This window comes from Longimicrobium sp., assembly GCA_036377595.1.
Classification (GTDB): Bacteria; Gemmatimonadota; Gemmatimonadetes; order Longimicrobiales; family Longimicrobiaceae; genus Longimicrobium.
On sequence record DASUYB010000054.1, the window covers coordinates 14205 to 39468 of the forward strand.

At 71.2% G+C, this 25264-nt stretch carries 29 protein-coding genes; 23 read left to right on the plus strand and 6 right to left on the minus strand.

Annotated features, from left to right (window positions below; genetic code table 11):
* Positions 1-35: 35 nt before the first annotated feature.
* Genes VF092_07615 through VF092_07635 form a run of 5 tightly spaced genes read right to left on the minus strand, consistent with a single transcriptional unit; the run spans position 36 to position 3589 of the window.
* Positions 36-974 carry a zinc dependent phospholipase C family protein gene (locus VF092_07615; protein ID HEX6747152.1) on the minus strand — a complete coding sequence of 313 codons (939 nt, stop codon included), beginning with the start codon at positions 972-974 and terminating at the stop codon, positions 36-38.
* A complete protein-coding gene (locus VF092_07620; GenBank protein HEX6747153.1) occupies positions 971-1387 on the minus strand; it encodes a hypothetical protein in 417 nt (138 codons plus the stop codon). The genes VF092_07615 and VF092_07620 overlap by 4 nt, the downstream gene beginning before the upstream one ends.
* Before the next feature lie 18 nt (positions 1388-1405).
* Positions 1406-2053: a hypothetical protein gene (locus VF092_07625; GenBank protein HEX6747154.1), complete on the minus strand. Its 648-nt coding sequence runs from the start codon at positions 2051-2053 to the stop codon at positions 1406-1408.
* Positions 2054-2084: 31 nt separating this feature from the next.
* Positions 2085-2720, minus strand: a complete 636-nt coding sequence (locus VF092_07630) for a hypothetical protein (protein ID HEX6747155.1) — start codon at positions 2718-2720, stop codon at positions 2085-2087.
* Entirely contained in the window at positions 2717-3589 is an 873-nt protein-coding gene (locus tag VF092_07635; GenBank protein ID HEX6747156.1) for a nitrilase-related carbon-nitrogen hydrolase, read from the minus strand. The genes VF092_07630 and VF092_07635 overlap by 4 nt, the downstream gene beginning before the upstream one ends.
* A gap of 407 nt (positions 3590-3996) precedes the next feature.
* On the opposite strand from VF092_07635, the gene murA reads away from it, so the two are divergent.
* From murA to VF092_07750, 23 genes are all read left to right on the plus strand, one after another.
* Complete coding sequence (gene murA / locus VF092_07640) at positions 3997-5286, plus strand: UDP-N-acetylglucosamine 1-carboxyvinyltransferase (protein HEX6747157.1); 1290 nt, start codon at positions 3997-3999, stop codon at positions 5284-5286.
* A 248-nt stretch (positions 5287-5534) separates the two neighbouring features.
* Positions 5535-5888: a hypothetical protein gene (locus VF092_07645; protein ID HEX6747158.1), complete on the plus strand. Its 354-nt coding sequence runs from the start codon at positions 5535-5537 to the stop codon at positions 5886-5888.
* Positions 5885-6673 (plus strand): polyphenol oxidase family protein, encoded by a 789-nt coding sequence (locus tag VF092_07650; protein HEX6747159.1) that lies wholly within the window; start codon positions 5885-5887, stop codon positions 6671-6673. The genes VF092_07645 and VF092_07650 overlap by 4 nt, the downstream gene beginning before the upstream one ends.
* A gap of 276 nt (positions 6674-6949) precedes the next feature.
* Positions 6950-7375, plus strand: coding sequence for a hypothetical protein (locus VF092_07655; protein HEX6747160.1), 426 nt, complete (start codon positions 6950-6952; stop codon positions 7373-7375).
* A 136-nt stretch (positions 7376-7511) separates the two neighbouring features.
* On the plus strand, positions 7512-9800 hold the full coding sequence (locus VF092_07660) for a TonB-dependent receptor (protein ID HEX6747161.1): 2289 nt from the start codon (positions 7512-7514) through the stop codon (positions 9798-9800).
* Between the two features lie 11 nt (positions 9801-9811).
* A complete protein-coding gene (locus VF092_07665; GenBank protein HEX6747162.1) occupies positions 9812-11113 on the plus strand; it encodes a sialidase family protein in 1302 nt (433 codons plus the stop codon).
* A gap of 49 nt (positions 11114-11162) precedes the next feature.
* Positions 11163-11444, plus strand: a complete 282-nt coding sequence (locus VF092_07670) for a BrnT family toxin (GenBank protein ID HEX6747163.1) — start codon at positions 11163-11165, stop codon at positions 11442-11444.
* A 1-nt stretch (position 11445) separates the two neighbouring features.
* Positions 11446-11658, plus strand: a complete 213-nt coding sequence (locus VF092_07675; protein HEX6747164.1) for a hypothetical protein — start codon at positions 11446-11448, stop codon at positions 11656-11658.
* A 188-nt stretch (positions 11659-11846) separates the two neighbouring features.
* A complete protein-coding gene (locus tag VF092_07680; protein ID HEX6747165.1) occupies positions 11847-12011 on the plus strand; it encodes a hypothetical protein in 165 nt (54 codons plus the stop codon).
* A 122-nt stretch (positions 12012-12133) separates the two neighbouring features.
* Entirely contained in the window at positions 12134-12460 is a 327-nt protein-coding gene (locus tag VF092_07685; protein ID HEX6747166.1) for a hypothetical protein, read from the plus strand.
* Positions 12444-12884 (plus strand): hypothetical protein, encoded by a 441-nt coding sequence (locus VF092_07690; protein ID HEX6747167.1) that lies wholly within the window; start codon positions 12444-12446, stop codon positions 12882-12884. Before VF092_07685 ends, VF092_07690 begins: the two co-directional genes overlap by 17 nt.
* 4 nt (positions 12885-12888) lie before the next feature.
* Complete coding sequence (locus VF092_07695) at positions 12889-13197, plus strand: hypothetical protein (GenBank protein HEX6747168.1); 309 nt, start codon at positions 12889-12891, stop codon at positions 13195-13197.
* A complete protein-coding gene (locus VF092_07700) occupies positions 13194-13625 on the plus strand; it encodes a hypothetical protein (GenBank protein ID HEX6747169.1) in 432 nt (143 codons plus the stop codon). The genes VF092_07695 and VF092_07700 overlap by 4 nt, the downstream gene beginning before the upstream one ends.
* Before the next feature lie 225 nt (positions 13626-13850).
* Positions 13851-14351, plus strand: a complete 501-nt coding sequence (rimP, locus tag VF092_07705; GenBank protein HEX6747170.1) for a ribosome maturation factor RimP — start codon at positions 13851-13853, stop codon at positions 14349-14351.
* A 38-nt stretch (positions 14352-14389) separates the two neighbouring features.
* The gene (gene nusA, locus VF092_07710) at positions 14390-15832 is read left to right on the plus strand and encodes a transcription termination factor NusA (GenBank protein ID HEX6747171.1); all 1443 of its coding nucleotides are present in this window, start codon (positions 14390-14392) and stop codon (positions 15830-15832) included.
* Positions 15833-15861: 29 nt separating this feature from the next.
* The gene (locus tag VF092_07715) at positions 15862-16215 is read left to right on the plus strand and encodes a ribosomal L7Ae/L30e/S12e/Gadd45 family protein (GenBank protein ID HEX6747172.1); all 354 of its coding nucleotides are present in this window, start codon (positions 15862-15864) and stop codon (positions 16213-16215) included.
* A 25-nt stretch (positions 16216-16240) separates the two neighbouring features.
* Positions 16241-19174, plus strand: a complete 2934-nt coding sequence (infB, locus tag VF092_07720; GenBank protein ID HEX6747173.1) for a translation initiation factor IF-2 — start codon at positions 16241-16243, stop codon at positions 19172-19174.
* A gap of 93 nt (positions 19175-19267) precedes the next feature.
* A complete protein-coding gene (locus VF092_07725) occupies positions 19268-19549 on the plus strand; it encodes a DUF503 domain-containing protein (protein HEX6747174.1) in 282 nt (93 codons plus the stop codon).
* A gap of 190 nt (positions 19550-19739) precedes the next feature.
* Complete coding sequence (gene rbfA, locus VF092_07730; protein HEX6747175.1) at positions 19740-20138, plus strand: 30S ribosome-binding factor RbfA; 399 nt, start codon at positions 19740-19742, stop codon at positions 20136-20138.
* Between the two features lie 71 nt (positions 20139-20209).
* Complete coding sequence (locus VF092_07735) at positions 20210-21067, plus strand: hypothetical protein (GenBank protein ID HEX6747176.1); 858 nt, start codon at positions 20210-20212, stop codon at positions 21065-21067.
* Positions 21068-21070: 3 nt separating this feature from the next.
* On the plus strand, positions 21071-21973 hold the full coding sequence (truB, locus tag VF092_07740; GenBank protein HEX6747177.1) for a tRNA pseudouridine(55) synthase TruB: 903 nt from the start codon (positions 21071-21073) through the stop codon (positions 21971-21973).
* Positions 21973-22944, plus strand: coding sequence for a bifunctional riboflavin kinase/FAD synthetase (locus tag VF092_07745; protein ID HEX6747178.1), 972 nt, complete (start codon positions 21973-21975; stop codon positions 22942-22944). The genes truB and VF092_07745 overlap by 1 nt, the downstream gene beginning before the upstream one ends.
* Before the next feature lie 209 nt (positions 22945-23153).
* Entirely contained in the window at positions 23154-23321 is a 168-nt protein-coding gene (locus VF092_07750) for a hypothetical protein (protein ID HEX6747179.1), read from the plus strand.
* 143 nt (positions 23322-23464) lie between these two features.
* On the opposite strand, the gene VF092_07755 is transcribed toward VF092_07750, so the two are convergent.
* Positions 23465-25156, minus strand: coding sequence for an AMP-binding protein (locus VF092_07755; GenBank protein HEX6747180.1), 1692 nt, complete (start codon positions 25154-25156; stop codon positions 23465-23467).
* Positions 25157-25264 lie beyond the last annotated feature (108 nt).

Genomic DNA, 25264 nt, shown 5'->3' on the forward strand with positions numbered 1-25264 from the left:
GAACCGCGGCGGAATCGGTCCGCGTGCGTTCGTTTTCAGCCGCGCGGGGACGAGCCGTTGGTGTGGGGCTTCTCGCGGAGGTGCCCGAAGGGGATGTCGGGGAGGGGGAAGAACTCGTCGGCCATCTCCTCCAGCAGCTCCGGGCGCTCGGCGGCGCCGTCGAGCAGCGCCATCCGCCGCACCTTCTTGCTGAGCTCCAGGTTGCGCTCGCCGATGGGGTCGAGCGCGCGGGGGATGGCCTCGCCGCGGCGCTGCAGGTAGTCGACCACGTAGTCGAACGAGCGCACGACGTACTGGTGCACCGTGTCGTCGGTCAGCTCCCAGCGGCTCATGGTGACGATGGTGCCGAAGATGCTCTGCCAGCGGTCGTTGTCCTGGAAGCGGATGAGGCCGCGGAAGATGCGCCGGTTGGTGCGGAAGGAGAAGAGGGTGCCGGAGAGCACCTCGTCGAACAGCGCGTCGGCCTGCGAGTGGTCGTGCTGGGTGACGGCCTCGCGCGCCAGCTTGGTGAACTCGTCGCCGATGTGGCGGTCCATGCGGGCCTCCCAGTACGAGTGGCCCAGGCCCTTGGTCGACGAGGTGAGGAGGAGCTGGCGGGGGACGTAGAAGTTGTGCGCGATGGTGTCCGCCGCCAGGTGCGTGAGGTAGCCGATGCCGACCGCCTTCAGCCGCTCGCTGTCGGCGGCGGCCTCGATCTCCTCGCCCACGTGCCAGTGGTGGCAGTGGCGGCCCTCGGGAACGTATTTCTTGGCCAGCGAGATGTCGGCGGCCAGCGAGCCGTAGATGAAGTCGAACGGGTGGGCCGCCAGGATGGCGCGGATGGCGTCGGGAAGGAGCTGCAGCGACTGCAGCACCTGCCAGCTGAGGTACGCGTGCGTCCCCGGGCCCCATGCCCACGCGTGGCCGGGGGTGAGCGCCACCAGCAGCAGCGCGATCGCGGCGGCCGCCAGCAGGCCGCCCCTGGACAGCTTCATTCCTCTTCCGTCGTCCCGCGGAAGCGCAGCCCGCCCGCCCGGCGCCGCCGCTCGTTCTTGCGGCGCTCGCTGGACCGGCGCTCGCCCGTGCGCCGCTCGCCGATCTGCTCCGACAGCTCGTCGCGCGCCTCGGCCAGGATGCGCCGTACCTCGTCGCGGAACTCGGACAGCAGCTCGCGGCCGGCGTCGATCGCGTCCTCGGCCACCTCGCCGGTGGCGGCGCGTCCGCGCTGGAGGCCGCGCGCCACCTGGCCGGCGCTGCGGCGCAGCTTCTTCCGGTACGGCTTCAGCTCGCGCAGCAGCCGCTCCTTGGCCGTCTTCGGCTGCGGCCGCAGCAGCAGCGTGGCCCCGATCCCCAGCACCGTGCCCACCGCGAAGGCGGCGAGGAACTCGGTGGTATCCTGGCGTGCCATGGTCGCTCCGTCGTCGTGTCACCCGCCCCGGCCGCGGCGCCCGCGCCCGCGGATCTCGATCTCCACGTCCCCCTCGTCCGCGTCCCCCGGGTCTTCGCCGAGGTCGTCGTCCACCCCGTACTCGTCGTCCTCGTCCTCGGCGTAGACGTCGTCGCCGGCCTCGAGCTCGCCCAGCTGGTAGCGGCGGAAGGTGTCGGCGCCAGCCTGGATGCCGCGGAGGGTCGACGCGCCGCCGATGAACAGCGCTTCGGCCTCTTCCTGCACCACGCCGATCAGCGCATTGAACTCGCCCACGCGCTCCTCCGCCTTCTCCGCCGCGGTCTTCAGCTTCGCCGTGGCCGCGTTCACGCTCTCCGACAGCCGCTCGGCGTCCTTGCGCACCGTCTTGCTGACGAAGTTCACGTTCTCGGTCACCGCGGTGACGTTGTGGATGGCGGGGGCCAAGTCGATGCGCAGCTTCTGCCCCTGCTCCTCCACCTTCTTCATCAGCGCCTTCAATCGCTTCGCCGCGAAGAGGACGCCGAGCCCCACGGCCAGCAGGGCGATGGCCAGCACGATCTGGGCGATGGCGGCGAAGGCCTGGACCCACTGCTGCCAGCCGGGCTCCTGCTGCACCACGAACACGGTGTCGTGCACGCTCTGGGCCTGCAAGAGGAGGATGGTCAAGACGCGGGTCCCGGGTCAGGTGTGGCTTGGGTCAATCGAACAGGTCTACGCCCAGCGTGCGCGCGCCGATCTTCGGCACGATGCGGGGATGGAGCCGCGAAGGCCGCCCTCGCTCCAGCGCGCCCGTCACCACCCACGCAACCTCGCGCGGGAGGGCGTCGAGCGCGGACGGGTCGCGGCGGTCGACGAGTCCGCGGAGCGCCTCGTCCAGCGCCTCGACGCCGCCCAGCAGCGACGCCGCCATGGTCGCATCGGGCGGCCCCGACCACGCGCCCGCGAGCTCGGCGACCTCGCTCGCCCACAGGTCGCCAAGCGGGAGGAGCGGCTCGGGCGGCAGCTCGCCGCCCAGCAGCAGCGCCGTCTTGCTGGCTGGATGGGCGGGGATGGAATGCTCCACCAGCCGCGCCTTCATCCGCCTCATCTCCTCCGCCGCGCGATCGCCCGAAACCTGCGGCGCAGCGTGCAAGACGGATTCCATCTCCCCCTCGTCCACCGTGACGCGAAGCACCGCGTCCACGCCGAGCGTGGAGGCCAGCATCCGCGCGGCGAGCGCCGCCTCCGGGCCGCCGTCGTCGAGCAGGGCGATGCGCTGCGCGCCGCGGTCCGCCAGCGCCTGGCGCGCCACCGCGCCGACGATCTCCGCGATGCGGGCCTCGCGGGCGGTCATCCGCGCGCCCCGATCAGCCGCGCGAGCTCCGCGTGGACGAGCCGCGGGTCGTCGTCGCGCGCGTGGGCGTACGGGCGGCGCGCGGCCGCGACGGCGTCGAGCGAGAGGTCGACGGTGAGCCGGGCTTCCGCAAGGTCGTCCGCGCGGGCGATCAGCTCCCCGCCGGGGCCGGCGACCAGCGAGCCGCCGCCGAAGACGCACGACGCTTCCGTCCCCACGCGGTTGGCGACGACGACGTAGACGCCGTACGCCACCGCGGCCGCGCGCGCCAGGTGCTCCCACGCGGGCCAGCTGGCGAAGCGCCCGCCGCCCTCGCCGCCGGCCCAGCTCCCGCGCCCCGCGGCGGCCGCCTGCACGATCACCAGGTGCGCGCCGTCCGCGGCCAGGAGATACGTCAGCGCCGGGTGCCACAGGTCCTCGCAGACCAGCAGGCCGACGCGCCATCCCCCACCTGCGTCGTAGGCCCGCGCGCGGTCGCCGCGGCCGAACCATCGCCCCTCGTCGAACATCCCGTACGTGGGGAGATAGACCTTGCGGTGGCGATGGAGGACGCGCCCGCCGCGCAGGTGCAGCGCCGCGTTGTACGGCACGAACGCCGCGTCGCGCTCGATCCCCCCGACGATCACGTCCGGCCCCACCGCGAGCTGGGGATACGGCGCGTCGTCCGCGAGGACGGCCAGCGCGTGCACCCGGTCGCGCACGTCGTAGCCCGTGACGGAAAGCTCCGGCGTCACCACCAGGTCGACGCCGTCCGCCGCCGCGTCGGCCTGCGCCGCGGCGATGCGCGCCAGGTTCGCGTCCGCATCCCCCAGCACGGGCGCGAGTTGCTCCACGCGCAGCCGCAGGCGATCCGCCGTGAAGCCGTCCATCACCCCGCCCGGACGCCGTTGCGCACCCCGATCTCCATCTCCCGATACGGGCAGCTCGAATCGCGGTTTCGGGGGATGGGGATCGGGGGGAAACGCACGCGCGGCGCGGGTTCGGGAGGCCTGTCGAAGCCTCGTGGCGGCGGTGTGGAAAACGCGCCGCATCTTACGCCCGCCGCGACGGCGATGTCAAGCAAAACTCAGGCGCCGCCTGCATTCCCGGGCGCTTTTGCGCGCCGTTCACGGGGGCGCTAGCTTCTCGTCCCCCCGCGCCTCGGCGGGCGGGGGTGTGGACGGGCCGCGCACGACTCTTGCGCCTGCGCTCCGGCCCCGAGACAGCCCGTACGCGGCCTCTCCGATTGCCCCCGGAGACGCCGTGACTTCCCACGTTCCAGGTCCGGAGACCCGAGTTGCCCAAGTTCGTCGTCCAGGGGGGGAAGCGCCTGAAAGGGGCGATTCGCCCGGCCGGGAACAAGAACGCGGCCCTGCCCATGCTGGCCGCCACGCTGCTGACCGACGAGGACGTGTTCCTGGAGAACGTCCCGCGGATCCGCGACGTGCTGACGCTGCTGGACCTGCTGGAGGCGCTGGGCGCCGAGACGGAGTGGGTGGGCGACAACGAGGTGCGCGTGCGCGCCGCCGACGTGGGCCACACGCAGCTGAATGCCGAGGCCGCGGCCCGCATCCGCGCCTCGATCCTCCTCGCCGGACCAATGCTCGCACGGACCGGGGGGATGAACCTGCCGCCGCCGGGCGGCGACGTGATCGGCCGGCGGCGCGTGGACACGCACTTCCTGGCCTTTCAGAAGCTGGGCGCGCGCTTCGAGCACGACGCCAGGGGCTTCCGCGTGAAGAGCGACGGGCTCGTCGGCGGCGACATGTTCCTCGACGAGCCGAGCGTGACGGGGACCGAGAACGCGGTGATGGCAGCGTCGCTGGCGCGCGGGACGACGCGCATCCGCAACGCCGCCGCCGAGCCGCACGTCCAGGACCTCTGCCACATGCTGGTGGGGATGGGCGCGCCCATCGACGGGATCGGCAGCGGCACGCTGACCATCCAGGGCGCGCAGAAGCTGCGCGGCGGGCGCTTCCGCATCACCAGCGACCACATCGAGGTGGGGAGCTTCATCGGGCTGGCCGCCGTGACGCGGTCCGAACTGACGATTCTCGACGCCGCGCCGGAGCACCTGGACAGCACGCTGATCGGGTTCGAGCGGCTGGGGGTGAAGGTGGAGGTGCGCGGGCAGGACCTCTTCATCCCCGGCGGGCAGGAGATGAAGGTGCACGCGGACATCGGCGGCCACATCCCCAAGGTCGACGATGGGCCGTGGCCGGCGTTCCCGGCGGACTGCACCTCGATCGCGCTGGTGACGGCCACGCAGTGCGAGGGAACGATCCTGATCCACGAGAAGATGTTCGAGTCGCGGATGTTCTTCGCCGACAAGCTCATCTCCATGGGCGCGCGGCTGGTGCTGTGCGACCCGCACCGCGTGCTGGTGATCGGCCCGTCGAAGCTGCGCGGCGGCCTGGTGGAGAGCCCCGACATCCGCGCGGGGATGGCGCTGCTGATCGCCGCGCTGGGCGCCGAGGGGCAGAGCGAGATCTTCAACATCGGCCAGATCGAGCGCGGCTACGAGCGCATCGACGAGCGCCTCCGCGCGCTGGGCGCGGACATCGCGAAGATGGACTCGCGGAGCTGATCGCCAGCTCGTCGGCCGGCTCATCACGGGCGAATGAATTCGCGGCAACAACCGCACAAAGTCCCTGCGGGACTGCTGCCGCGACATTCGCGTGAAGCGCTGAAATCGGTGCATGCGCTGAGTTCTCCCCTCCCCTGCGAAGCGCCCTGCGAAGCGGGGGAGGGGCCGGGGGAGCGGGCCAGCCGGCGCCGCGCCGGGATCGGCTTCTCGCGCCGACATCTCGCGCATCCGAGACGAATCAACCCATCATGTCCGACGAACAGCCACGCTCGCGGCCGCCCACCATCGGCGAGGGGATCCGCGCGGGGATCGGGATCCTGACGGCCTTCAAGGAAGCCATCGAGGAGACGATCGAGGACGCCGCCACCTCCAACGATCTCCGTCCCGAGCGCGCGAAGGAGGCGCTGACCGGCGCCCTCAGCCGCGCGTCCGAGGCGCTTGGCGACGTGCGCGAGCGGCTCGACGTGGTGCCGCGCCGCGAGTTCGAGGCGCTCCGCGCGGAGGTGGAGGAGCTGCGCCGCAGGCTCGACCGGCTCGACGGCAGCGGTGGCGTGCGCTTCCTCGACGCCGGCGGCCCGTCGGGCGAGGGCGGCGCTTCGTGACGGACGTCGCGGCCGCGGCGCGGGTGGTCGAGGAGACGCTGCTCGCCGGCGATGTGCCGCTCTGGGTGCATCCGGAGTGGGCGGAGCGCTTCCCGTGGCTGGTGCAGGGGACGACGGGGCGGGGGACGGGCGACGAGCCGTTCGACCTGGGCCTCTCCGGCGCGCAGCCGGTGGGGAAGGTGCTGGACCGCTGGCGCGCCATGATCGCCACGACGGGGATGCGCACGGCGGTGCACTCGCGGCAGGTGCACGGGGCCGAACTGTGGGTGCACCACGAGCGCGGCGCGCCGGGTGTCTCGGTGATGAGCGGCTTCGACGGGCACCTGACCGCGCGCGCCGGGCTGCTGCTGAGCGCGGGCGTGGCGGACTGCACCCCCGTCTCCATCGTCGATTCCGGGCACCGCTGCGTGGCGATGGTGCACTCGGGCTGGCGCGGCACCGCGGCGGGGATCTCCGAGCGCGCCATCGCCAAGCTGGCGGGGATGTGGTCGTCGCGGCCGGAGGCGCTGTGGGTGCATTGCGGCCCGTCCATCTGCGGGCGATGCTACGAGGTGGGGCCGGAGGTGCACGCCGCCATCCACCCCGATCGCGAGCCGCCGCCCGGGCGCGAGCCCATCGACGTCTCCGCCGCGATCGCAGGGCGAGTGATCGCCGCGGGGGTGCCGGCGGAGCAGGTGACCGTCTCCGCGCACTGCACGCGGTGCGGATCTCCCGACTTCTTCTCGCACCGCGCGGGCTCGGCGGGGCGGCAGATGGGCGTGCTGGGGATCCGCGGCGAGGATTGAGCCTGCATCGGATCGATGCACCGCCGCACCGGGATGCACAGCTTCCGGTCATCTCCCCAAGGACATCGATGGACGGTGAATCGCGCGCGCCGCGGCGGGAAACGCTGGCGCGCGCTGGGTTTTTTCGTCAGATTTAAATGATACGGCTGGAGACGTGAATCCGGCCGTCCGCGGGCATGCGTACTGCCACCGACGGCAGCGTGGGGATTCTCCCCGCGACGACAACCACGCATTGCCTGATTCCCGCCGGACGCCGTGCCGGCCATCTTCCGCGCCGTGAATACGACCGCCGCGCTCCTCGTGAAGCGCACTTCCGCCCATCGCCTGACGGCCCTGCTGGCCCTAGTACTTTTCCTGTTCTCGTGGACGGGAGAGGCGCTGGGGATGCATGGCTGCCCGCATCACGACGCGGTGCCGTCGGCGGCGCAGGCGTCGCACGCGGCGGCGCACGGCGGGCATCACGGCGCCGCGCAGCCGTCGCACGACGCGCAGGCGCCGGAGCACGGCGACCAGCATGCGTGCACCTGCCAGGGCACCTGCCCGTCGGCCACCGGCGGCGCGCTCCCCACCGTCGCGGACGCGGCGGTGCGCGTGGCACCGGAGTTCGTCTCGAAGGCGCCGCGGCAGGCCTCAGGCGCCATCACCCCGCGGCTCGTCCCCTTCTTCCTCCCGTACGGCCAGGGTCCTCCCCCGCTCGGCTGATCTCCACCAGACAAGAGCGCACGACGGAACCGCCCGGGCATCTTCCCGCGCCCGGCGCCGCGTGCACGTACACCTGGATCAGCCGAGGTGAAGTGTGTCCATCTCCAGTTCGTCCGTAATCCGTCTGCAGCGCGCGGTGCTCGCGCTCGTGCCGCTCGCCATCGCCCTGCTCGCCGTCCCCGCGCTCGCGCAGGGAACCGGCTTCGTCGAGGGCACCGTCACCGCGCAGGCGGGCGGCGCGCCCCTGGCCGGCGTCCGCGTCGCGGTGGACGGCGCCGCACCGGCGGTGACCGACGCCGCGGGGCGCTTCCACATCGCCCGCGTCCCCGCCGGGCCGCGCACCCTCGTCGCGACGCGGCTGGGGCTGGCGGCGGAGACGCGCGCCATCTCCGTCGCCGGCGGGGAGACCGCGCGCGCCGACCTGGCCATGCGCGAGGAAAGCACGGTGCTGCCGTCGCTCGTGGTCAGCAGCACTCGCGAGGTGCAGCGCCTGGGCGAGACGCCGGCGACGGTCGGCGTCGTTTCCTCCGCGCAACTCCGCGAGCAGCGGCCCACGCACCCGTCCGAGGTGATGAGCCAGATCCCCGGCGTGTGGGTGAGCGTCACCGGCGGCGAGGGGCACGCGACGTCGATCCGCCAGCCGAACACCACCAATCCCGTCTACCTGTACCTGGAAGACGGCGTCCCCACCCGCTCCACCGGCTTCTTCAACCACAACGCGCTGTACGAGGTCAACGTCCCGCAGGCCGACCGCATCGAGGTGCTGAAGGGGCCCTCGAGCGCGCTGTACGGCAGCGACGCCATCGGCGGCGTGGTGAACGTGGAGACGCGTGCGCCGTCGCGCCGCGCGGGCGTGGAACTGTACGGCGAGGGCGGCGCGTACGGCTGGGGCCGGCTCCTCCTGGCCGCGTCGGGGACGCGGGGCGACAACGGCTTCCGCGCGGACGTGAACCTCACGCGCACCGGCGGCTGGTGCGACGGGACCGACTACACGCGGCAGAGCGGGATGCTGCGCTGGGACCGGCAGCTGGGCGGCGGCGCGTCGCTGAAGACGGTGCTGGCGGTGAGCCACATCGACCAGCAGACCGCCGGCGCGTCGATGCTGCTGGCGGCCGACTACCGCGCGAACCCCACGCTCAACTACACGCCCATCTCCTTCCGCCGCGTGTCGGCGATGCGGCTCTCCAGCGACTTCGAGCGTGCGGGCGCGGGAACGCTGCTCAGCATCATCCCCTTCGTGCGCTGGAACCGCATGGACCTGCTCCCCAACTGGAGCCTGACGTACGATCCCACCGTCTACACCACCGGCCACCACTCCTTCGGCGTGCTGGCCAAGTACCGCGTGGACGTCGATCCCCTGCGCACGCGGCTGATCGGCGGGGTGGACGTGGACTACAGCCCCGGCGGCCGCACCGAGGACCTCATCCAGCCCGCGCGCACCGGCCAGGTCTTCACCGGCTACCAGAAGGTCGGCCGCGTCTACGACTACGACGTGACCTTCCGCGGCGTCTCGCCCTACCTGCAGGCCGAGGCCGCGGCCACGGAGCGGCTGCACGCGACCGGCGGGCTGCGGCTGGACATGATCGACTTCAGCTACGACAACCACCTGAACGCCGTCGCCACCGGCAAGTACCGCCGCCCGGCCGACACCAGCGTCGGCTACACGCACCTGTCGCCCAAGCTCGGCGCGACGTACGAGGCGGGGCGCGGGCTCGCCGTCTTCGCCAGCTGGACGACCGGTTTCCGCACGCCCAGCGAGGGGCAGCTCTTCCGGCAGGGGCAGGCGGACAACACCGTCGCCCTCAAGCCGGTGGAGGCGGTGAGCTGGGAGGCCGGCGCGCGCGGCGAGATCCTCGGCGTCGTCGGGTACCAGCTCAGCGCCTACACGATGACGATGCGCGACGACATCCTCGCGCTCGTCAACCCCGACGGCACGCGCGAGACGGTGAACGCGGGCGAGACGCTGCACCGCGGGATCGAGGCGGGGCTGGGCGCGAAGCTCCCCGCCGGCTTCCGCGCGGACGTGAGCTGGAGCCGCGCGCTGCACCGCTACGAGGAGTGGTCGCCGCGCGCGGGGGTGGACTTCGCGGGGAACGAGATGGAGAGCGCGCCGCGCACCATCCTGAACGCGCGCCTCGGCTACGCGCTGCCGGGCGAGGGACGGCTGACGGCCGAGTGGCAGCGCATCGGCGGCTACTGGATGGACGCGGAGAACACGCACCGCTACGGCGGGCACTCGCTGCTGAACCTGCACGCCACCGTTCCCGTCGCGCGCCAAGTGGAGATCGTGGGGCGGATGAACAACGTGCTCGACCGGCGCTACGCCGAGATCGCGCAGTACACCGCCGCGCGCGGCGAGGAGTTCGCGCCGGGGATGCCGCGCTCGCTGTACCTGGGCGTGCAGTACCGCACCGCCGGCCGCTGAGGGGGATGACGATGAAGAGAACGACGACAATCGGCGTGATCGCGGCCATCACGGCCGCGGTCGCCGCCGCCACGGCGGTGACGCGCGGCGGCTCCGCGCTCGCCCCGGCGACGACGGTCGCGGCGGCGGGCGCGTCGAACCCGACCGCGGCGGAGGACGCGCGCGGCGTGCGCTACGTCGCCTGGGTGGGGACGGGTGGCGGCACGTCCAACGTCTACCTCGCCCGCGCGGACGGCGGCGCGTTCGCCGCGCCCGTGCGCGTGAACGACGTCGCGGGCGACGCGGCGCCTCACGAGCAGGCGCCCGCGCAGGTGGCCGTCGGCCCGCGCGGCGAGGTGTACGTCGTCTGGCAGAACAACCGCGAGATCCCGGGCCGCCGCTTTCCCGCGAGCGATCTCCGCCTCGCGCGCTCCACGGACGGCGGCCGCACCTTCGCGCCCGCGGTGACGGTGAACGACGACGCGGGCGGGGCGCCGTCTTCGCACACCTTCCACAACATCGCGGTGGGGAAGGACGGCACCGTGTGGGTCTCATGGCTCGACTCACGCGTCCGCGACGCCGAGCGCGCCCGCCGCCATCCGCGCCCCGCGCCCTCGGCTGCAAAGACTTCGGGGGATTCGACGAAGAGCATGCACGGCCACGGCGGCATGGCCGAGGATCCCACGCTCCCCGGCTCGGAGATCCGCGTCGCCCGCTCGACGGACGGCGGCAGGACGTTCGGGCCGGGCATGGTGGTCGACGCCGGCGTCTGCCCGTGCTGCCGCACCTCGCTCGCGGCCGCGCCCGACGGCTCGATCTACGTCGCCTGGCGCAAGGTCTACGCGGGTGACGTGCGCGACCCCGTCGTCGCGCGCCTCGCGCCCGGCGCGACGTCGTTCGCCGCGCCGGTGCGGGTGCACGCGGACGGCTGGGTGTTCCCCGGCTGCCCGCACGCCGGCCCGTCGCTCGCGATCGACGCGCGCGGACGCGTGCACGTGGCCTGGTACACGGGGAAGGATGGCCGGCAGGGGCTGTGGTACGCCGCGTCGGAGGACGGCGGCCGCACCTTCGGCGCCCCCGAAGCGCTGCTGACGGGCGGCTGGGTCCCACCGTCGCACGTCACCCTCGCCGCGGAGGGAGAGCACGTCTGGGCGACGTGGGACGACCGCCGCGAGCAGGAGAGTCGCGTCACCCTGGCCAGCATGGACCGCGGGCGGCCGCATGTGATCGCCCGCGAGCGCGCCGCCCGCTCCCCCGTGCTCGCCACCGGCCCGGGCGGCCTGCTCGTTGCCTGGCAGCAGGGCCAGACGGTGCGCGCCAGCACGATGAGGTGAGATTCCCCTCATCTGCTTGTAAATTGCCCCGTTCGGCGTATTGTGAAGGATGGATATCGATGTCGAGTGGGATCCGGAGAAAGCCGAGTGGAACCTTCGGAAGCACGGCGTGTCTTTCGACGAAGCCAGGTCCGTGCTGGAGGATCCCCTCTCGTTCACGGTTTTCGATGAGGACCACTCCGAAGCGGAAGATCGCGAGCTCTTGCTGGGGCGCTCGGTCGCGGACCGGCTGCTGATCGTCAGCATCACTATTCGCGGTGAGCGTATCCGGATCATCAGTGCACGCGAGATGACGCCACGGGAGAAAAGACGCTATGAGCGCAACCTCTGAGATGGACGACGATCTGCGCGCGGAGTACGACTTCACGGACGAGCAACTGCAATCGGCGGAACGCGGAAAATATGCTGACCGTGTTCGCCACGTGAACGTCGTGCGGCTCGATCCTGACGTCGCGGAGCTGTTTCCAGACTCCGACGCGGTTAATCGTGCCCTCAGAGCGCTCGGCGCGATCATACGCGAGAGGGAGCAGCAGAGAGCGGCCTGACGGCGACCTGACGCGAGCAGTTGTCACGCGCACGGCCCTGTATTGGGGGCCGCGTGCGTGTTTTCTGTTGGGAACAGATCTCCCAGATCCATTCCGCGCTCGTCAACGACGCAGCCCTTCGAGCAGATTTCTGCGCGACGAGGGGCTGGCGGGCACGCTCACCCGCTACCTGATCCCCTGGCGAACGGGTGAACTACGTCCGCGACAAGCTCGACCTCTCCACGCTGGACGAGCGCAAGCTCTTCCCCGACCTCGACGGCGTGGCCGCCCAGCTCCGGCGCTACTGCTCGCCCTACGGCGAGGCGCCCGAATCGCACGATCCGAGCGTTCGCCGCGCCGCCAGCGACGAGTGATTGCGCGTTTGTCCTACTTTGATCCGGCGGTGGCCGCTTTGTGCGGTAGTCTGTTTAGGACGGCCGGTGGCGTTTAGATTGAGTCATCCCAGCACCCACCGCCGATCCGCTGTGAGGAGGAGATGGTTTCCATCACGCACGCCGAAACCGACGAGCATACCGGCGAGGAGATCATGATCCCCGCCGGCGGGCGGATCATGGACCTGGACTGGGATGCGGTCGGGTCCGCGTTGGAGAGCGCGGGCGAGGAGTGCGGATGGGATGCAGACTTCGTGATCCGGCCTGATCACCGCCACGTGTGGGTTGTCGTCGATCCTGCAGCCGTGGATCATGTCGCCCGGACCACGCTGGATTTCTACGCGGCAGTCAGCAGGCGGATCGGGCATGAGGAGTTCATGTCCTTGTGGGTCGATTTCGATGTGGGTGACAACGATGTTCGATCCCATTGAGTTCGCCTTCCTGGCACGGCAACTGGCTGCGGGTGACCTGATCGTGTGCGGAGACCCAGCCGCCTCGCGTGAAGCTCAGCTTCGTGCCGCATTCGGACGCGCGTATTATGCCGTGTTCCTAGTTGTACGATTCGTCCTTTTGCGACGACATCACATTCGCTCCCAGTGGGTCGATCACGGCAATCTGTACAATTACCTGCAGCATTCGCGTGCAGGCGAACACCTCAATCACCTCGGGCGGGAGATCGAACGGCTCTACAGACTCCGCCAGAAAGCAGACTACGAGTTGGGACCGACTGCCGATTGGCAACGGAGGCTTACCAATCCTGTGCTCGCCGATTTCCTCGCGCGGCAGGCTATCGAATTGACCTCCGCCGTCGAGGACCTCGACTTCTCTCCCGTCGTCCACCTCTTCCGGCGGTAGGAGAATGGTTTCCATCACGCACGCCGACATCGACGAGCTCGCCGACGAGGAGATCATGATCCCCGCCGGTGGCCGCTGGATGGAGATGGACTGGGAGTGCGTCGCCCGCGCGTTCCAGGCCGCGAACGAAAAGGTCGGGTGGGATGCGGACATCATCCTGACGCCCGAGCGGCAGCACGCGCTCGTGCTGTTCCCGCGTGATCGGACTGTGGATGTCGGTCATACAATGGGTGAATTCCACGTCGCGCTGGAAGAGGCGATCGGAGCCGACGCCTTCATGTCGATCTGGATCGACTACCTGTCGAAGCCATGAGCCAGAGCTTCGAACCCGTAGAGTTCCTGGACGTCGCCATCGAGATTTGCACGAAGGCACGGGCGCTCTCGTATCCTAGTGAGCCGTGGGTCCGGACCGCAGCCGGGCGGGCTTACTACGGCCTGTATCTGATCGTGCGGAGCGCAATCGCTGATCGGCACAACATATCGCAGCGTCGCCTCAATCATGGCGCTGTGTGCTCGCATCTCCAGAACTCGAGGCTGAGCCATGACGTGCGGGCCGTGGGACGTCACCTGGAGTACCTATATGCTCTCCGCCGGCGCGCAGATTACGAGCTGCTGCCCGAGCGGCACTGGCAGGTCAGGCTGAGCGATCCGAACGCGGTGATGGCGCTTACCTTGGAAGCCGACCGGTTGGCGCGAACTGTTCCCCACCTGGATTTCACGCCCATCGCCCACCTGTTCTGAAGCGGTTCTGTACCACGTCGCGCCGGACGGAGAATTGCAGTAGCGTGCGGGGCCGCTCCGGATGGTGCGCGGCGCGTCGCAGGGTTGCACGTGCGCGCGCCGAAGCCTATATTTGGTCTTCGTTCGGAGGTTGACGGGCGCCTCGGCGGATCGTCGTTCTGAAGTGGGGAGCGGTAGCCCCCGCTTTTTTTGTTGCCGGTGCACCCCGAACGCACGCACGCGCACATGGCGGAACTGGAAGGCGGCCTGGCCGCCGACATCGAGCGCAGGGTCGACGAGCTGGGGTTCGAACTGGTGGAGCTGGAGGTGGCGGGGAACCGCGCCCGCCCCATCCTCCGGGTCTACATCGACCGCCCCGACTCGGTCCCCGGCCAGCCCGCGGTGTCGCTGGACGACTGCACCGCCGTCAGCCGCGGGCTGGAGCCCATGCTCGACGCGCGCGAAGGCCTGTCCGACCGCTACGTGCTGGAGGTCAGCTCGCCCGGCGTGGAGCGCCCGCTGGTGCGCCCGCGCGACTGGACCCGCTTCGCCGGGCAGCCCGTTTCCGTGCGGGGGAAGGCGGCGCTCGCGGGGAAGGCGCGGCGGCTCGACGGCGAGCTGCTGGGCGCCTCGGGCGCGGAGGGAGAAGAGACGGTGCGGATGCGCCTGGCCGGCGGCGAGGAGGTGGAGTTCCCCCTGGCCGAGGTCGAGAAGGCGCACCTGGTGTTCCGGTGGGGCGCGAAGTAAGACGATCGCGCGGATCATCAAACCCCGATGTTGAGGCCATGAACAACGCGACGCAGGTCCTGGCTGCATTCCGCGAGATGACCGCCAACAAGGCCATCTCGCGCGACGAGCTGCACGACCTGATCAAGGACGGCATCCTGGCGGCGCTGGCCAAGCGCTACGGCCCCAACGTGGAGGCCGAGATCGAGATCGACGAGGCCACCGGCGGCATCAACATCACCGTGCTGCGCGAGGTGGTGGCCGAGGTCGAGGACCCGTCGCGCCAGATCTCGCTCGAGGAGGCGCGCTGGGACGACCCCGACTTCGAGGTCGGCGACATCATGGAGGTGCCGGTCGAGTTCGCGCAGTTCGGGCGCAACGCGGTGATGGCCGCCAAGCAGCGCATCCTGCAGCGGGTGCGCGAGGGCGAGCGCCAGAAGATCCGCGACGAGTACGAGCACCGCGTGGGCGAGCTCCTCTCGGGCGAGGTGCAGCAGGTGGAGCGCGGCAAGCTGGTGGTCCTGCTCAACCGCGCGCGCGAGGCCGACGCCATCGTGCCGTGGAAGGAGCAGAACCCGCGCGAGCGCTTCCGCCAGGGCGAGACCATCCGCGCCGTGCTGAAGAAGGTGGAGGAGACGCCCAAGGGCCCTCGCCTCATCCTCTCGCGCGCCGACCCGCTCTTCGTGGCCGCGCTCTTCAAGCTCGAGGTTCCCGAGATCCAGCAGGGGATCGTGGACATCCGCGCCGTCTCGCGCGAGGTGGGCGGACGGACCAAGCTGGCGGTGTCGTCGCGCGACGAGTCGATCGACCCGGTGGGCGCCTGCGTGGGGCTGAAGGGCTCCCGCGTCCGCGCCGTGGTGCAGGAGCTGGGCGGCGAGCGCATCGACATCGTCCCCTGGCACCCCGACCCCGAGGTGTTCGCCAAGCGCGCGCTGGCGCCGGCCAAGGTGGCCAAGGTCATCTCGGACTACGACGCGCGGACGATGACGGCGATCGTGGACGAGGACCAGCTTTCCCTTGCCATCGGCCGCAACGGGCAGAACGTGCGGCTGGCCAGCCAGCTGATCGGCTGGCAGCTGGACCTGTACGGCTCGCGCGAGTGGATGGAGCACGGCGCCGAGCGGGTGCTGTTCGGCGGGACCGGCGAAGGCGAGGAGTCGGCCGACTTCCCCGTCAGCGACCTGCCGCTGCCGCCGGCCACGCTGGCCGCGCTGCAGGCCGCGGGATACAACACCTTCTACGACATCATCGACCTGGAGCGCGAGGACCTGATGCGCATCCCGGCCATCGGCCAGGCCGAGGCGGAGCGCATCGCCCAGCTCATCGAGGAGATGACGGTGGAGGAGGACGAGGAGGCCGAGGCGCGGCCTGCCGCGGCGTCGGCCGAGGACGACGAGGAAGCCGGGGCGCAACCTGCCGCGGCGGCTGCGGACGAGGCGGAAGGCGCGGAAAACAAGGGAGAAACGGGTGCCGAGGGGTTGACACCCGGCGACGAGGCCTAGAACTTGGCAGGTCTGGACTGAACCGCCGCATGGACCCCGCCGGAACGGCCACGCCGGAGCGCGCGCTGCTGGACCTCCTGGGACTGGCGGCCCGCGCCCGGGCGTTCGTGCACGGCACCGACGCCACCCGGCGCGGAGTCCGCGACGGCGAGGTCGCGGGCGTCCTCCTCGCCGCGGACACTTCTCCCACGCAGAGCAAGAAGCTGGTCCCGCTTCTCCAGGCGCGCGGCGTTGCGTACGCCGCGTGCCTGACCCGCGCCACGATCGGCGCGGCGGCGGGGCTCGGCGCCGTTTCGGCGCTGGGCTTCACGGACCGAAATTTCGCGCGGCGCGCCCTCGAGCTGGCGGCCGCCCTGAACGACGCCCCGCAGGAACCGGTTTGACGAGTCACGGAGGAAAGCTTCACTGATGCGTGTCTTCGAAGTCGCCAAGGAGCTGAACGTTCCGGCTGAGGCCTTGGTGCACCTCCTGCGGGAGATGGACATCCCGGTGCGCAGCCACATGTCGGAGATCTCCGACGAGCACGTGGCGCGCGTGCGCACCTGGATCGAGCGCGAGCGCCGCCTGGGGCACCGCGACGTGGGCGAGGCGGTGGAGGCGGCCATCGGCGAGGTGGCCAGCCCGCCGCGCCGCCGCCGCCGCAAGGCCGAGGCTGCGCCCGAGGGCGAGGCCGCCGAGGCGGAGAGCACCGCGTCGCCCACGGCCGACGCGGCGGATGCGCTGGCGGCCGAGGCGGCCGAGGCCGCCGCCGAGCGCGGCGCCGAGCTGGTGACCGTCGGCGGGCACGAGCCCACCGGCGCCACCGTCATCGTCGACACCTCCCAGCCGCCCGCCGCCGAGCCCGAGGCGGAGACGCCGGCCGAAGCGGCCGCGTCCGCACCGGCAGAGCCCGCGGCTCCGGCCGAGGCCGAGCCCGCGGCGCCGGCCGCCGAGGCGCGTCCCGAGCCGGCGCGGCCGGAGCCGCCGCGCGCGGGGCCCATCTCGGCCCGTCCCGACGGCGGGCGCCAGCTGCGCCCCGAGTTCCGCCCCGCGCGCCCCGAGCGGCGCGAGGAGTTCCGCCCGGCCGCGTCGGCCACGCCGGGCGCGCCACCGCGTGACCGCGGCCCCACGCCGCCGCCGTCGGTGCGCCCCGCGCGCCCCGGCGCGCCCGGCGAGCCGCGCCGCGAGGGTGGCGAGCCCCCGCGTCCGGCAAGGACGGGTGAGCCGCCGCGTCCCGCGCGGGCCGACGGCTTCGCGCCGCGACCCGCGCGCAGCGGGCCGCCGGCCCCCGCGCGCGCCGGCTTCCCCCCCGCGGGCGGCCAGGGCCAGGGCGGCGGTGGCGGCCAGCGTCCCGCGGCGGGCGCCGGTGCCGGCGCTGGCGGCGGCCGCAAGGACAAGAAGAAGAAGAAGGGGAAGGGGTGGGTCGACCAGGAGGCGGTGGACCAGACCTTCCGCAAGACCATGGCGGCGATGGAGTCCGGCGGGCGCAAGAAGCGCCGCGGGCCCCAGCGCGACATGGGCGCCATCCGCGAGGAGCGGCGCGAGGCCGAGCGCGCGCGCCGCGCCGAGGAGGCCAGCACCGTCCGGGTGAACGAGTTCCTGACCGTGGCCGAGCTCGCCGAGCTGATCGACGTGCCGGCGACGCAGATCATCGGCAGCGCGTTCAAGAACCTGGGGCTGATGGTCACCATCAACCAGCGGCTGGACTTCGACCAGATCGAGCTGCTGCTGGACGAGTTCGGCTTCAAGGCCGTCCGCGAGGAGGAGTACGGCGCGGAGATGGAGGAGGAGGTCGAGGCCGACGCCGAGGAGGATCTCCGTCCCCGTCCCCCCGTGGTCACCGTCATGGGCCACGTGGACCACGGCAAGACCTCGCTGCTCGACTACATCCGCAAGACCAACGTCATCGCGGGCGAGGCCGGCGGCATCACGCAGCACATCGGCGCGTACCACGTGGCGCTGGCCGACGGGCGGGCGATCTCGTTCCTCGACACCCCCGGCCACGCGGCGTTCACCGCGATGCGCGCGCGCGGCGCCGAGGTCACCGACGTGGTCATCCTGGTGGTGGCGGCCGACGACTCGGTGATGCCGCAGACCATCGAGGCCATCAGCCACGCGAAGAACGCGGGCGTGCCGATCGTGGTCGCGGTGAACAAGGTGGACCTGCCGGACGCCAACCCCATGCGGGTGAAGCAGGACCTGCTGCAGCACGGGGTGGTGCTCGAGGACTTCGGCGGCGAGGTGCAGAGCTCCGAGGTTTCCGCCAAGCGGGGGATCGGGATCGACGACCTGCTGGAGAAGGTGCTGCTGCAGGCGGAGATGAAGGGGCTGCGCGCCAACCCCGACCGCGAGGCGGTGGGCACGGTGATCGAGGCGCAGCTCGACGTCGGCAAGGGCCCCGTGGCCACGGTGCTGGTGACGAACGGCACGCTGCGCGTGGGTGACCACGTGGTCGTGGGGCTCCAGCACGGCCGCGTGCGCGCCATGCTCGACGAGCGCGGGCGCGCGGTGAAGGAGGCCGGGCCGGCCATCCCGGTGCAGATCCTGGGTCTCTCGGGCGTTCCCGCCGCGGGCGACCAGATGGTGGTGATGGACGCCGAGCGGGCCACCGAGGTGGCGCAGACGCGGCAGCGGCTCGACCGCGAGAAGCGGATGCGCCTGCGCAGCGGCGGCGTGAAGCTCACCGACATCTCCAAGCTCCTGGCCCGCGGCGACAACGCCACGCTGAACCTGGTGATCAAGGGCGACGTGGACGGCTCGGTGCAGGCGCTGTCGGACGCGCTGGAGCAGCTGTCGACCGCCGAGGTGCGGGTGCAGGTGATCCACCGCGGCGTGGGCGCCATCAACGAGAGCGACGTGCTGCTGGCGTCGACCTCCAGCGCCATCGTCATCGGCTTCCACGTGCGGCCCACGGGCGAGGCGCGGAGCGTGGCCGAACGCGAGGACGTGGACATCCGCCTCTACAACATCATCTACGAGGCGGTGGAAGAGGTGAAGAGCGCGATGGAGGGGCTGCTGAGCCCCGAGCAGCGCGAGGTGCAGCTCGGCACCGCCGAGGTGCGCCAGCTCTTCAAGGTCCCGCGCGTGGGCACGGTGGCCGGTTGCATGGTCACCAGCGGCGTGCTGGACCGCCGCGGCCGCATCCGCGTGGTGCGCGACGCGGTGCAGGTGTACGAGGGCGAGCTGGATTCGCTCAAGCGCTTCAAGGACGACGTCCGCGAGGTGCGCGAGGGCTTCGAGTGCGGCCTGAACATCCGCAACTTCAACGACGTGAAGGTGGGCGACATCCTGGAGTGCTACCGCGTCGAGGAGGTCGCGCGCACGCTGGCCGGCGCTGCGGCCGAGGCGGACCGGGAACGGTGAACAGAAGTCCCAAGTCCTAAGTCCTGAGTCCCAAGTGGACTGATGCTTTTGACTTAGGACTCAGGACCCAGGACTTAGGACTTCTTTTCTACCATGATCGTCGGCGTCGCGGTGTGGCAGCTGATGCTCCCCGGGTGCGAGTCGCTGAAGGACAAGCGCCAGGTGGTGAAGGGGTTGAAGGACCGGCTGCACGCGCGCTTCAACGTCTCGGCCGCCGAGACGGCGCTGCAGGACGTGCACGGCCGCGCGGAGATCGCCGTCTGCGTGGTCTCCAACGACCGCAAGCACGCGCAATCCGTGCTGCAGTCGGCGGACCGGCTGGTGGAGGACGAGGGCCGCGCGCGGATCGTCGATTCGTACACGACCTTCTACTGAACGACTTCGAAGGGGACGGGAGATCGGGAGAAGAGGACAGCCAGACTGCATCACGTGGCGCGGCTGACCTCGAAATCCCCATCTCCCGTCCCCATCTTTTTCGATCGATGGGGATGAGGGGAACGCCGTGTGCACGGCCCTGACGCCGTGCCCTGCTGTCCCCTGTTCCCTGTACCCTGGGGTTTCCGAGATGGCGCAGTACCGACGGACGGACCGGCTGAACGAGCAATTGCGGCAGGAGATCACGCTGCTGGTGCGCGACGAGGTGCGCGACCCGCGCGTGGGGCTGGCCACCATCACCGCCGTGCAGACCAGCCCCGAGCTGGACCACGCCAAGGTCTACTTCACCGCCCTGGGCGAGGACGACGAGCGCGAGGAAGTGCTCGCCGGCCTGCGCAGCGCCGCGCCCTTCCTCCGCCGCGAGCTGGGGAAGCGCATGCACATCCGCCGCGTTCCCGAGCTGCACTTCGAGATCGACCGCGTGCTCGAGGAAGCCGCGCGCATCGAGCGGCTGCTGCACGAGGCGCTGCCGCAGGACGCGTCTCCGTCCGAGGCTGACGCGGAAGGAGCGCCGCGCGCGGACGACTGATCTCCCTCTCCCGCCCGGCGCGCCCCTTTCGCGCCGGGTGGATCTCCCTCCCCCCGATCCCCCTCCCGCCGATGGACTCTCAGCCTCCCGTCCACCCGTTCCCGCCGCCGTCCGCGACGGACCGGCCGCCGCAGCGCATCGCCGTCGCGCCGCCGGTGCCGGCGCCGCGGAGGTCGAGCGCGCGCATCGTGCGCGACCTGGTGCAGGCGTTCGCGCTGATCGTGGCAGCCATGTGGGGCGTCTACACCTTCATCTACAAGGAGATCGTCATCCCCGCGCGGCGCCCCGCCTCGCTGGTGGTGACGCCCACGCTCGAGGCCATCGGCCGGCGCGGCGACACGATCATGGCGCGCGCTACCTTCTACCTCGTGAACCGCAGCGACACCAAGGTCTACGCGCCGGCCGTCTGGTACTCGGTGCGCGGGCTGAAGCTGGAGCCCATGGCCACCGAAGACACCGCCTACCTCCGCCAGAACCGCCTGAACGCGCAGCAGCCGTATCCCACCGCGCGCTTCTCGCAGTTCACCGCGGCGGACGTGATCGGTATCGGCAAGGTGAGCACCGAGATGGAGTACTGGTTCGAGCCCGGCGCCGAGCAGCGCGTGGAGCAGATCCTCTACATCCCCGCCGACCGGTACGATGCCGCCCAGCTGATGGTGCAGTACCTTGTCGCCAAGGACATCGACGAGGTGAAGGAGGTGCGCTGGCGCGTGACCGACTACGGTGACCTGGAGCCGCGGCTGGTGTTCACGGCCGGCTCCAGCTTCGACGCGCGCGGCGCCGCCACGGCGCTCTCCGACACCAGCGCGCGCTACGTGCGCTGGCTGAAGGCGAACCAGGGCGGGGTGAACTACGTGACGGCGACGATCTCGCTCTGGCGCAGCGCACCCGCCGCCGCGCCTCCGCAGCTGCAGCCGGTCGTACCGTAAGCCGTGGCGAAGAGCGCGCAGCCCGTCACCGCCGGTGTGCTGCCGGTGGACAAGCCCGGGGGACCGACGTCGCACGACGTGGTCGCTTCCGTGCGGCGCGCGCTCGGGACGCGCCAGGTGGGGCACACGGGGACGCTCGATCCGTTCGCGTCCGGCCTCCTCCTCGTCTGCGTCGGCGCGGCCACGCGGCTGGCGGAGTATCTCACCGGCCTGCCGAAGACGTATCTCGCGACGATGCGCTTGGGCGCGGCGACGGATACCGACGATCTCACGGGAGATGTGATCTCCACGTCCGACGACTGGCGCTCCGTCACCCGCGAGCAGGTGGAGACGGCATTGAAGGCGCAGGTGGGGACGATCCAGCAGCTTCCGCCGATCTTCTCCGCGAAGAAGGTGGCCGGCGAGCGGATGTACGCCGCCGCGCGCCGCGGCGAGGAGATCGAGCGCACGCCCGCGACCGTGACCATCTACGCCGTCCGCCTGATTCGATTCGACTTGCCCGACGTGGAGTTCGAGGTGGAGTGCGGCGCGGGCACCTACATCCGCGCCATCGCCCGCGACGTGGGCGACGCGCTCGGCGTCGGCGGGCACCTGCGGACGCTGCGGCGGACGCGCGTCGGTCCCCACGACGTCGCCCGCGCCGTCCCGCTCGACGCGCTGGGCGACGAGGAACGCGTCGCCGCGGCGATGCTTTCACCGATGGAGGCGGTCGCGCACATGCCGCGCGTCCCCGTGGACGAGGCGGGGGTCGCCGCGCTGCGGCATGGCCGCGCCGTCCCCGCATCCCCCGACGCGCCGTCCGGCGTTCCCATCGCCCTCGCGTCCGGCGCCGGCGAGCTGCTGGCCGTCGGCGAGCGCGACGGCGACGTCGTCCGCCCCCGCAAGGTCTTCATCCAGACGGCTTGATGGACCATCACCCGCGCTACCTCTGGCCCGCGCCGTACGCCATCGACCCCGCGCTTCCGCCGGCGCTGCCGCACGACGGGCGCCCGGCCATCGTCACCGTGGGCACCTTCGATGGCGTGCACCGCGGCCACTGGGAGGTGCTGCTGGAGATCGGGCGGCGCGCGCGGCGGACGGGCGGGCGCAGCATCCTCGTCACCTTCCATCCCCATCCCTTGCGCATCGTCCGTCCGGATGTCGCCCCGCCGCTGCTGACCACGCCGGCGGAGAAGCGGGAGATCCTGGCCGAGTCGGGCCTCGAGTATGTCGTCTTCCTCCCCTTCACCCGCACGCTGCAGCAGTATCCGGCGCGGCGGTTCGTGGAGGAGATCCTGCTGGGCCGCATGCACATGGACGAGCTGGTGATCGGCTACGACCACGGCTTCGGCAAGGACCGCGAGGGCTCGGTGGAGACGCTGCGGGAGATCGGCCGCGAGCTGGGCTTCGGCGTGGACGTGGTGGAGGCGTTCCAGGTGGACGGCCAGAACGTCTCGTCCAGCCGCATCCGCGCGCTGATCGCCGAGGGCGACGTGGCGGCCGCGGCGCCGCTGCTGGGGCGCGGCTACTCGCTGGAGGGGGTGGTGGTGCAGGGGGAGCGGAAGGGACGCGAGCTGGGCTTTCCCACCGCCAACATCGAGGTGGGCGACCCCGACAAGATGGTGCCGAAGGAGGGGATCTACGCGGTGTACGGCTGGGTGGAGGGGCACCGCGTGCCCGGGCTGCTGCACCTGGGCCCGCGCCCGACCTTTGCCGGGTTCGCGCCCACGGTGGAGCTGTGGCTGATGGACTGGAGCGGCGACCTGTACGGCAGCCGCGTGCGCGTGGAGTTCGTGCGCCGCATCCGCGACATCCACCCCTTCACCAGCGTCGACGCGCTGATCGAGGCGATGAAGGAGGACGAGCGGCGCGGGCGGGAGATCCTGGGAGTGCGGTGAGCGCCCCGTCAGTCGCACCTCAGCAGCTACCCTCGCGTGATTGATCCGCGCGAACTGCGCCGTACTTCCATTAGACCTTCCCATTTTCGGCCTGATTGTATTGAGTCATGGCGTTTGGAAACATATAGTTTAGAGCGCTCGCACGCGGACGCATCCTCTTCCCATCGGTGCGCACACGTGCGCACCTCACCTGTCTCTTTGGAGATACCGTGAAGAAGCTGAAGCTTAACGTCGAAGACCTGTCCGTGAATTCGTACGCTGTGAATGAGCCCGAGGGGACTCGTGGCACCGTGAAGGGCCACGAAACCACTTCGCAGTATTGCGGCCTGACGTCGCTCGAGTACTACCTGGGCACCACCTGGATGCAGCAGCGGTAATCATCGCCTGCGGGTCTAGGGTGCGAGCCGTTGAGCCTGGCTGTTCAGATCAGCTGCGAGCGGCGTAACCCTTTGGGTGCTGATCGAGAAGGCTGGCCGATCTTCTTCGTGGAGAGCGGCCAGCCTTTTTGTCGTCGACTCCGCTATCCTCGCAGCTCCGGAAAGTCCTCGTACCACCACTCGCGCTCCCCGCGCGCCTCGCCCTGCCGCTCAGTTTCCGCGCCGCGGAGCTCGACGCGGCGGATCTTGCCGCTGATGGTCTTGGGGAGCGGGGCGAACTCCAGGCGGCGGATGCGCTTGTACGGCGCCAGCCGGTCGCGGCAGAAGCGCAGGATCTCCAGCGCCAGCTCGCGCGAGGGCTGTGCGTCGCCGCGGAGGACGACGTACGCCTTGGGGACGGCCAGGCGCACCGGGTCGGGGCTCGGCACCACGGCGGCCTCCGCGACGAGCGGGTGCTCGATCAGCACGCTCTCCAGCTCGAACGGGCTGATGCGGTAGTCGCTGGACTTGAACACGTCGTCTGCGCGGCCGACATAGGTGATCCAGCCGTCTTCGTCACGCCGGGCGACGTCGCCGGTGCGGTAGAATCCCTCGCGCATCGCTTCGGCCGAGCGCGCTGGGTCGTTCAGGTAGCCGCGCATCAGCCCCAGCGGCGGCGGATCGAGCCGCAGCGCGATCTCCCCCTCCTCCGCCTCGTTCCCGTCCGCGTCCAGCAGCGCCACCCGGTAGCCGGGGAGCGGCCGCCCCATCGACCCCGCCTTCAGCGGCTGCCCGGGTGGGTTGCCGATCTGCGCGGTGGTCTCCGTCTGCCCGTAGCCGTCGCGGATGGTGAGGCCCCACGCCTGCCGCACGCGCTCGATCACCTCCGGGTTCAGCGGCTCGCCCGCGCTCACCGCCTCGCGCAGCTCCGTCGTCCACCGCGCCAGCTCCTCGCCGATCAGCATGCGCCAGACGGTGGGCGGGGCGCAGAGCGTGGTCACGCCGCAGCGGACGAGGGTGTCGAGCATCCGCGGCGCGTCGAAGCGCGCGTAGTTGTAGACGAAAACCGTCGCGCCGGCGTTCCAGGGCGCGAAGACGTTGCTCCACGCGTGCTTGGCCCACCCCGGCGAGCTGATGTTGAGGTGGACGTCGCCCTCGCGCACGCCGATCCAGTACATCGTCGACAGGTGGCCGGCGGGGTAGCTCTGGTGCGTGTGCAGCACCAGCTTGGGCTTCGACGTCGTCCCCGAGGTGAAGTACAGCAGCAGCGGATCGTCCACCCGCGTCTCGCCGTCCGGCGCGAAGTGGGGCGACGCGTCACAGGCGTCTTCGAAGCGGGCCCATCCCGCCGGCGCGCCGCCGCCCGCGACGACGCGGGTGTAATCTCCCTCCACCGCCTCGAACTTCGGCGCGCCCGCGGCGTCGGTGAGCACGTGGCGCACGCCGCCGCGCTCGAAGCGATCGCGCAGGTCGTCGGGCGTGAGCTGCGTGGTGGCGGGGATGATGACGGCGCCCAGCTTGATGCACGCGAGCATCGCCTCCCACAGCGGCGCGATGTTGGGGAGCATCAGCAGCACCCGGTCGCCGCGGCGGACGCCGTGCGCGCGCAGGAAATTGGCGACGCGGTTGGAGCGCTCGGACATCTCCGCGAACGACAGCCGGACCTCGCCTCCCTCGTCGTCCACGATCCACAGCGCCGTGCGCTCGTTCCCGGCAGCGTAGGGATCGAACCAGTCCAGCGCCCAGTTGAATCTGTCGAGCTCCGGCCAGCGGAAATCGCGGTATGCGGTGTCGTACTCCTCGCGGTGACGGAGGAGGAAGTCGCGCGCGGCGCGGAACGCCTCGGGTGCGGTCATGGGCACCGGGTCGAGGGAGATGGACTACGGTTCATGATGATAGCCAAACTACGGCGCTCGTCCCGCGTAGAGTAGCGAACCGAGCGCCGTTGAAGTCCGCGAAGGCGG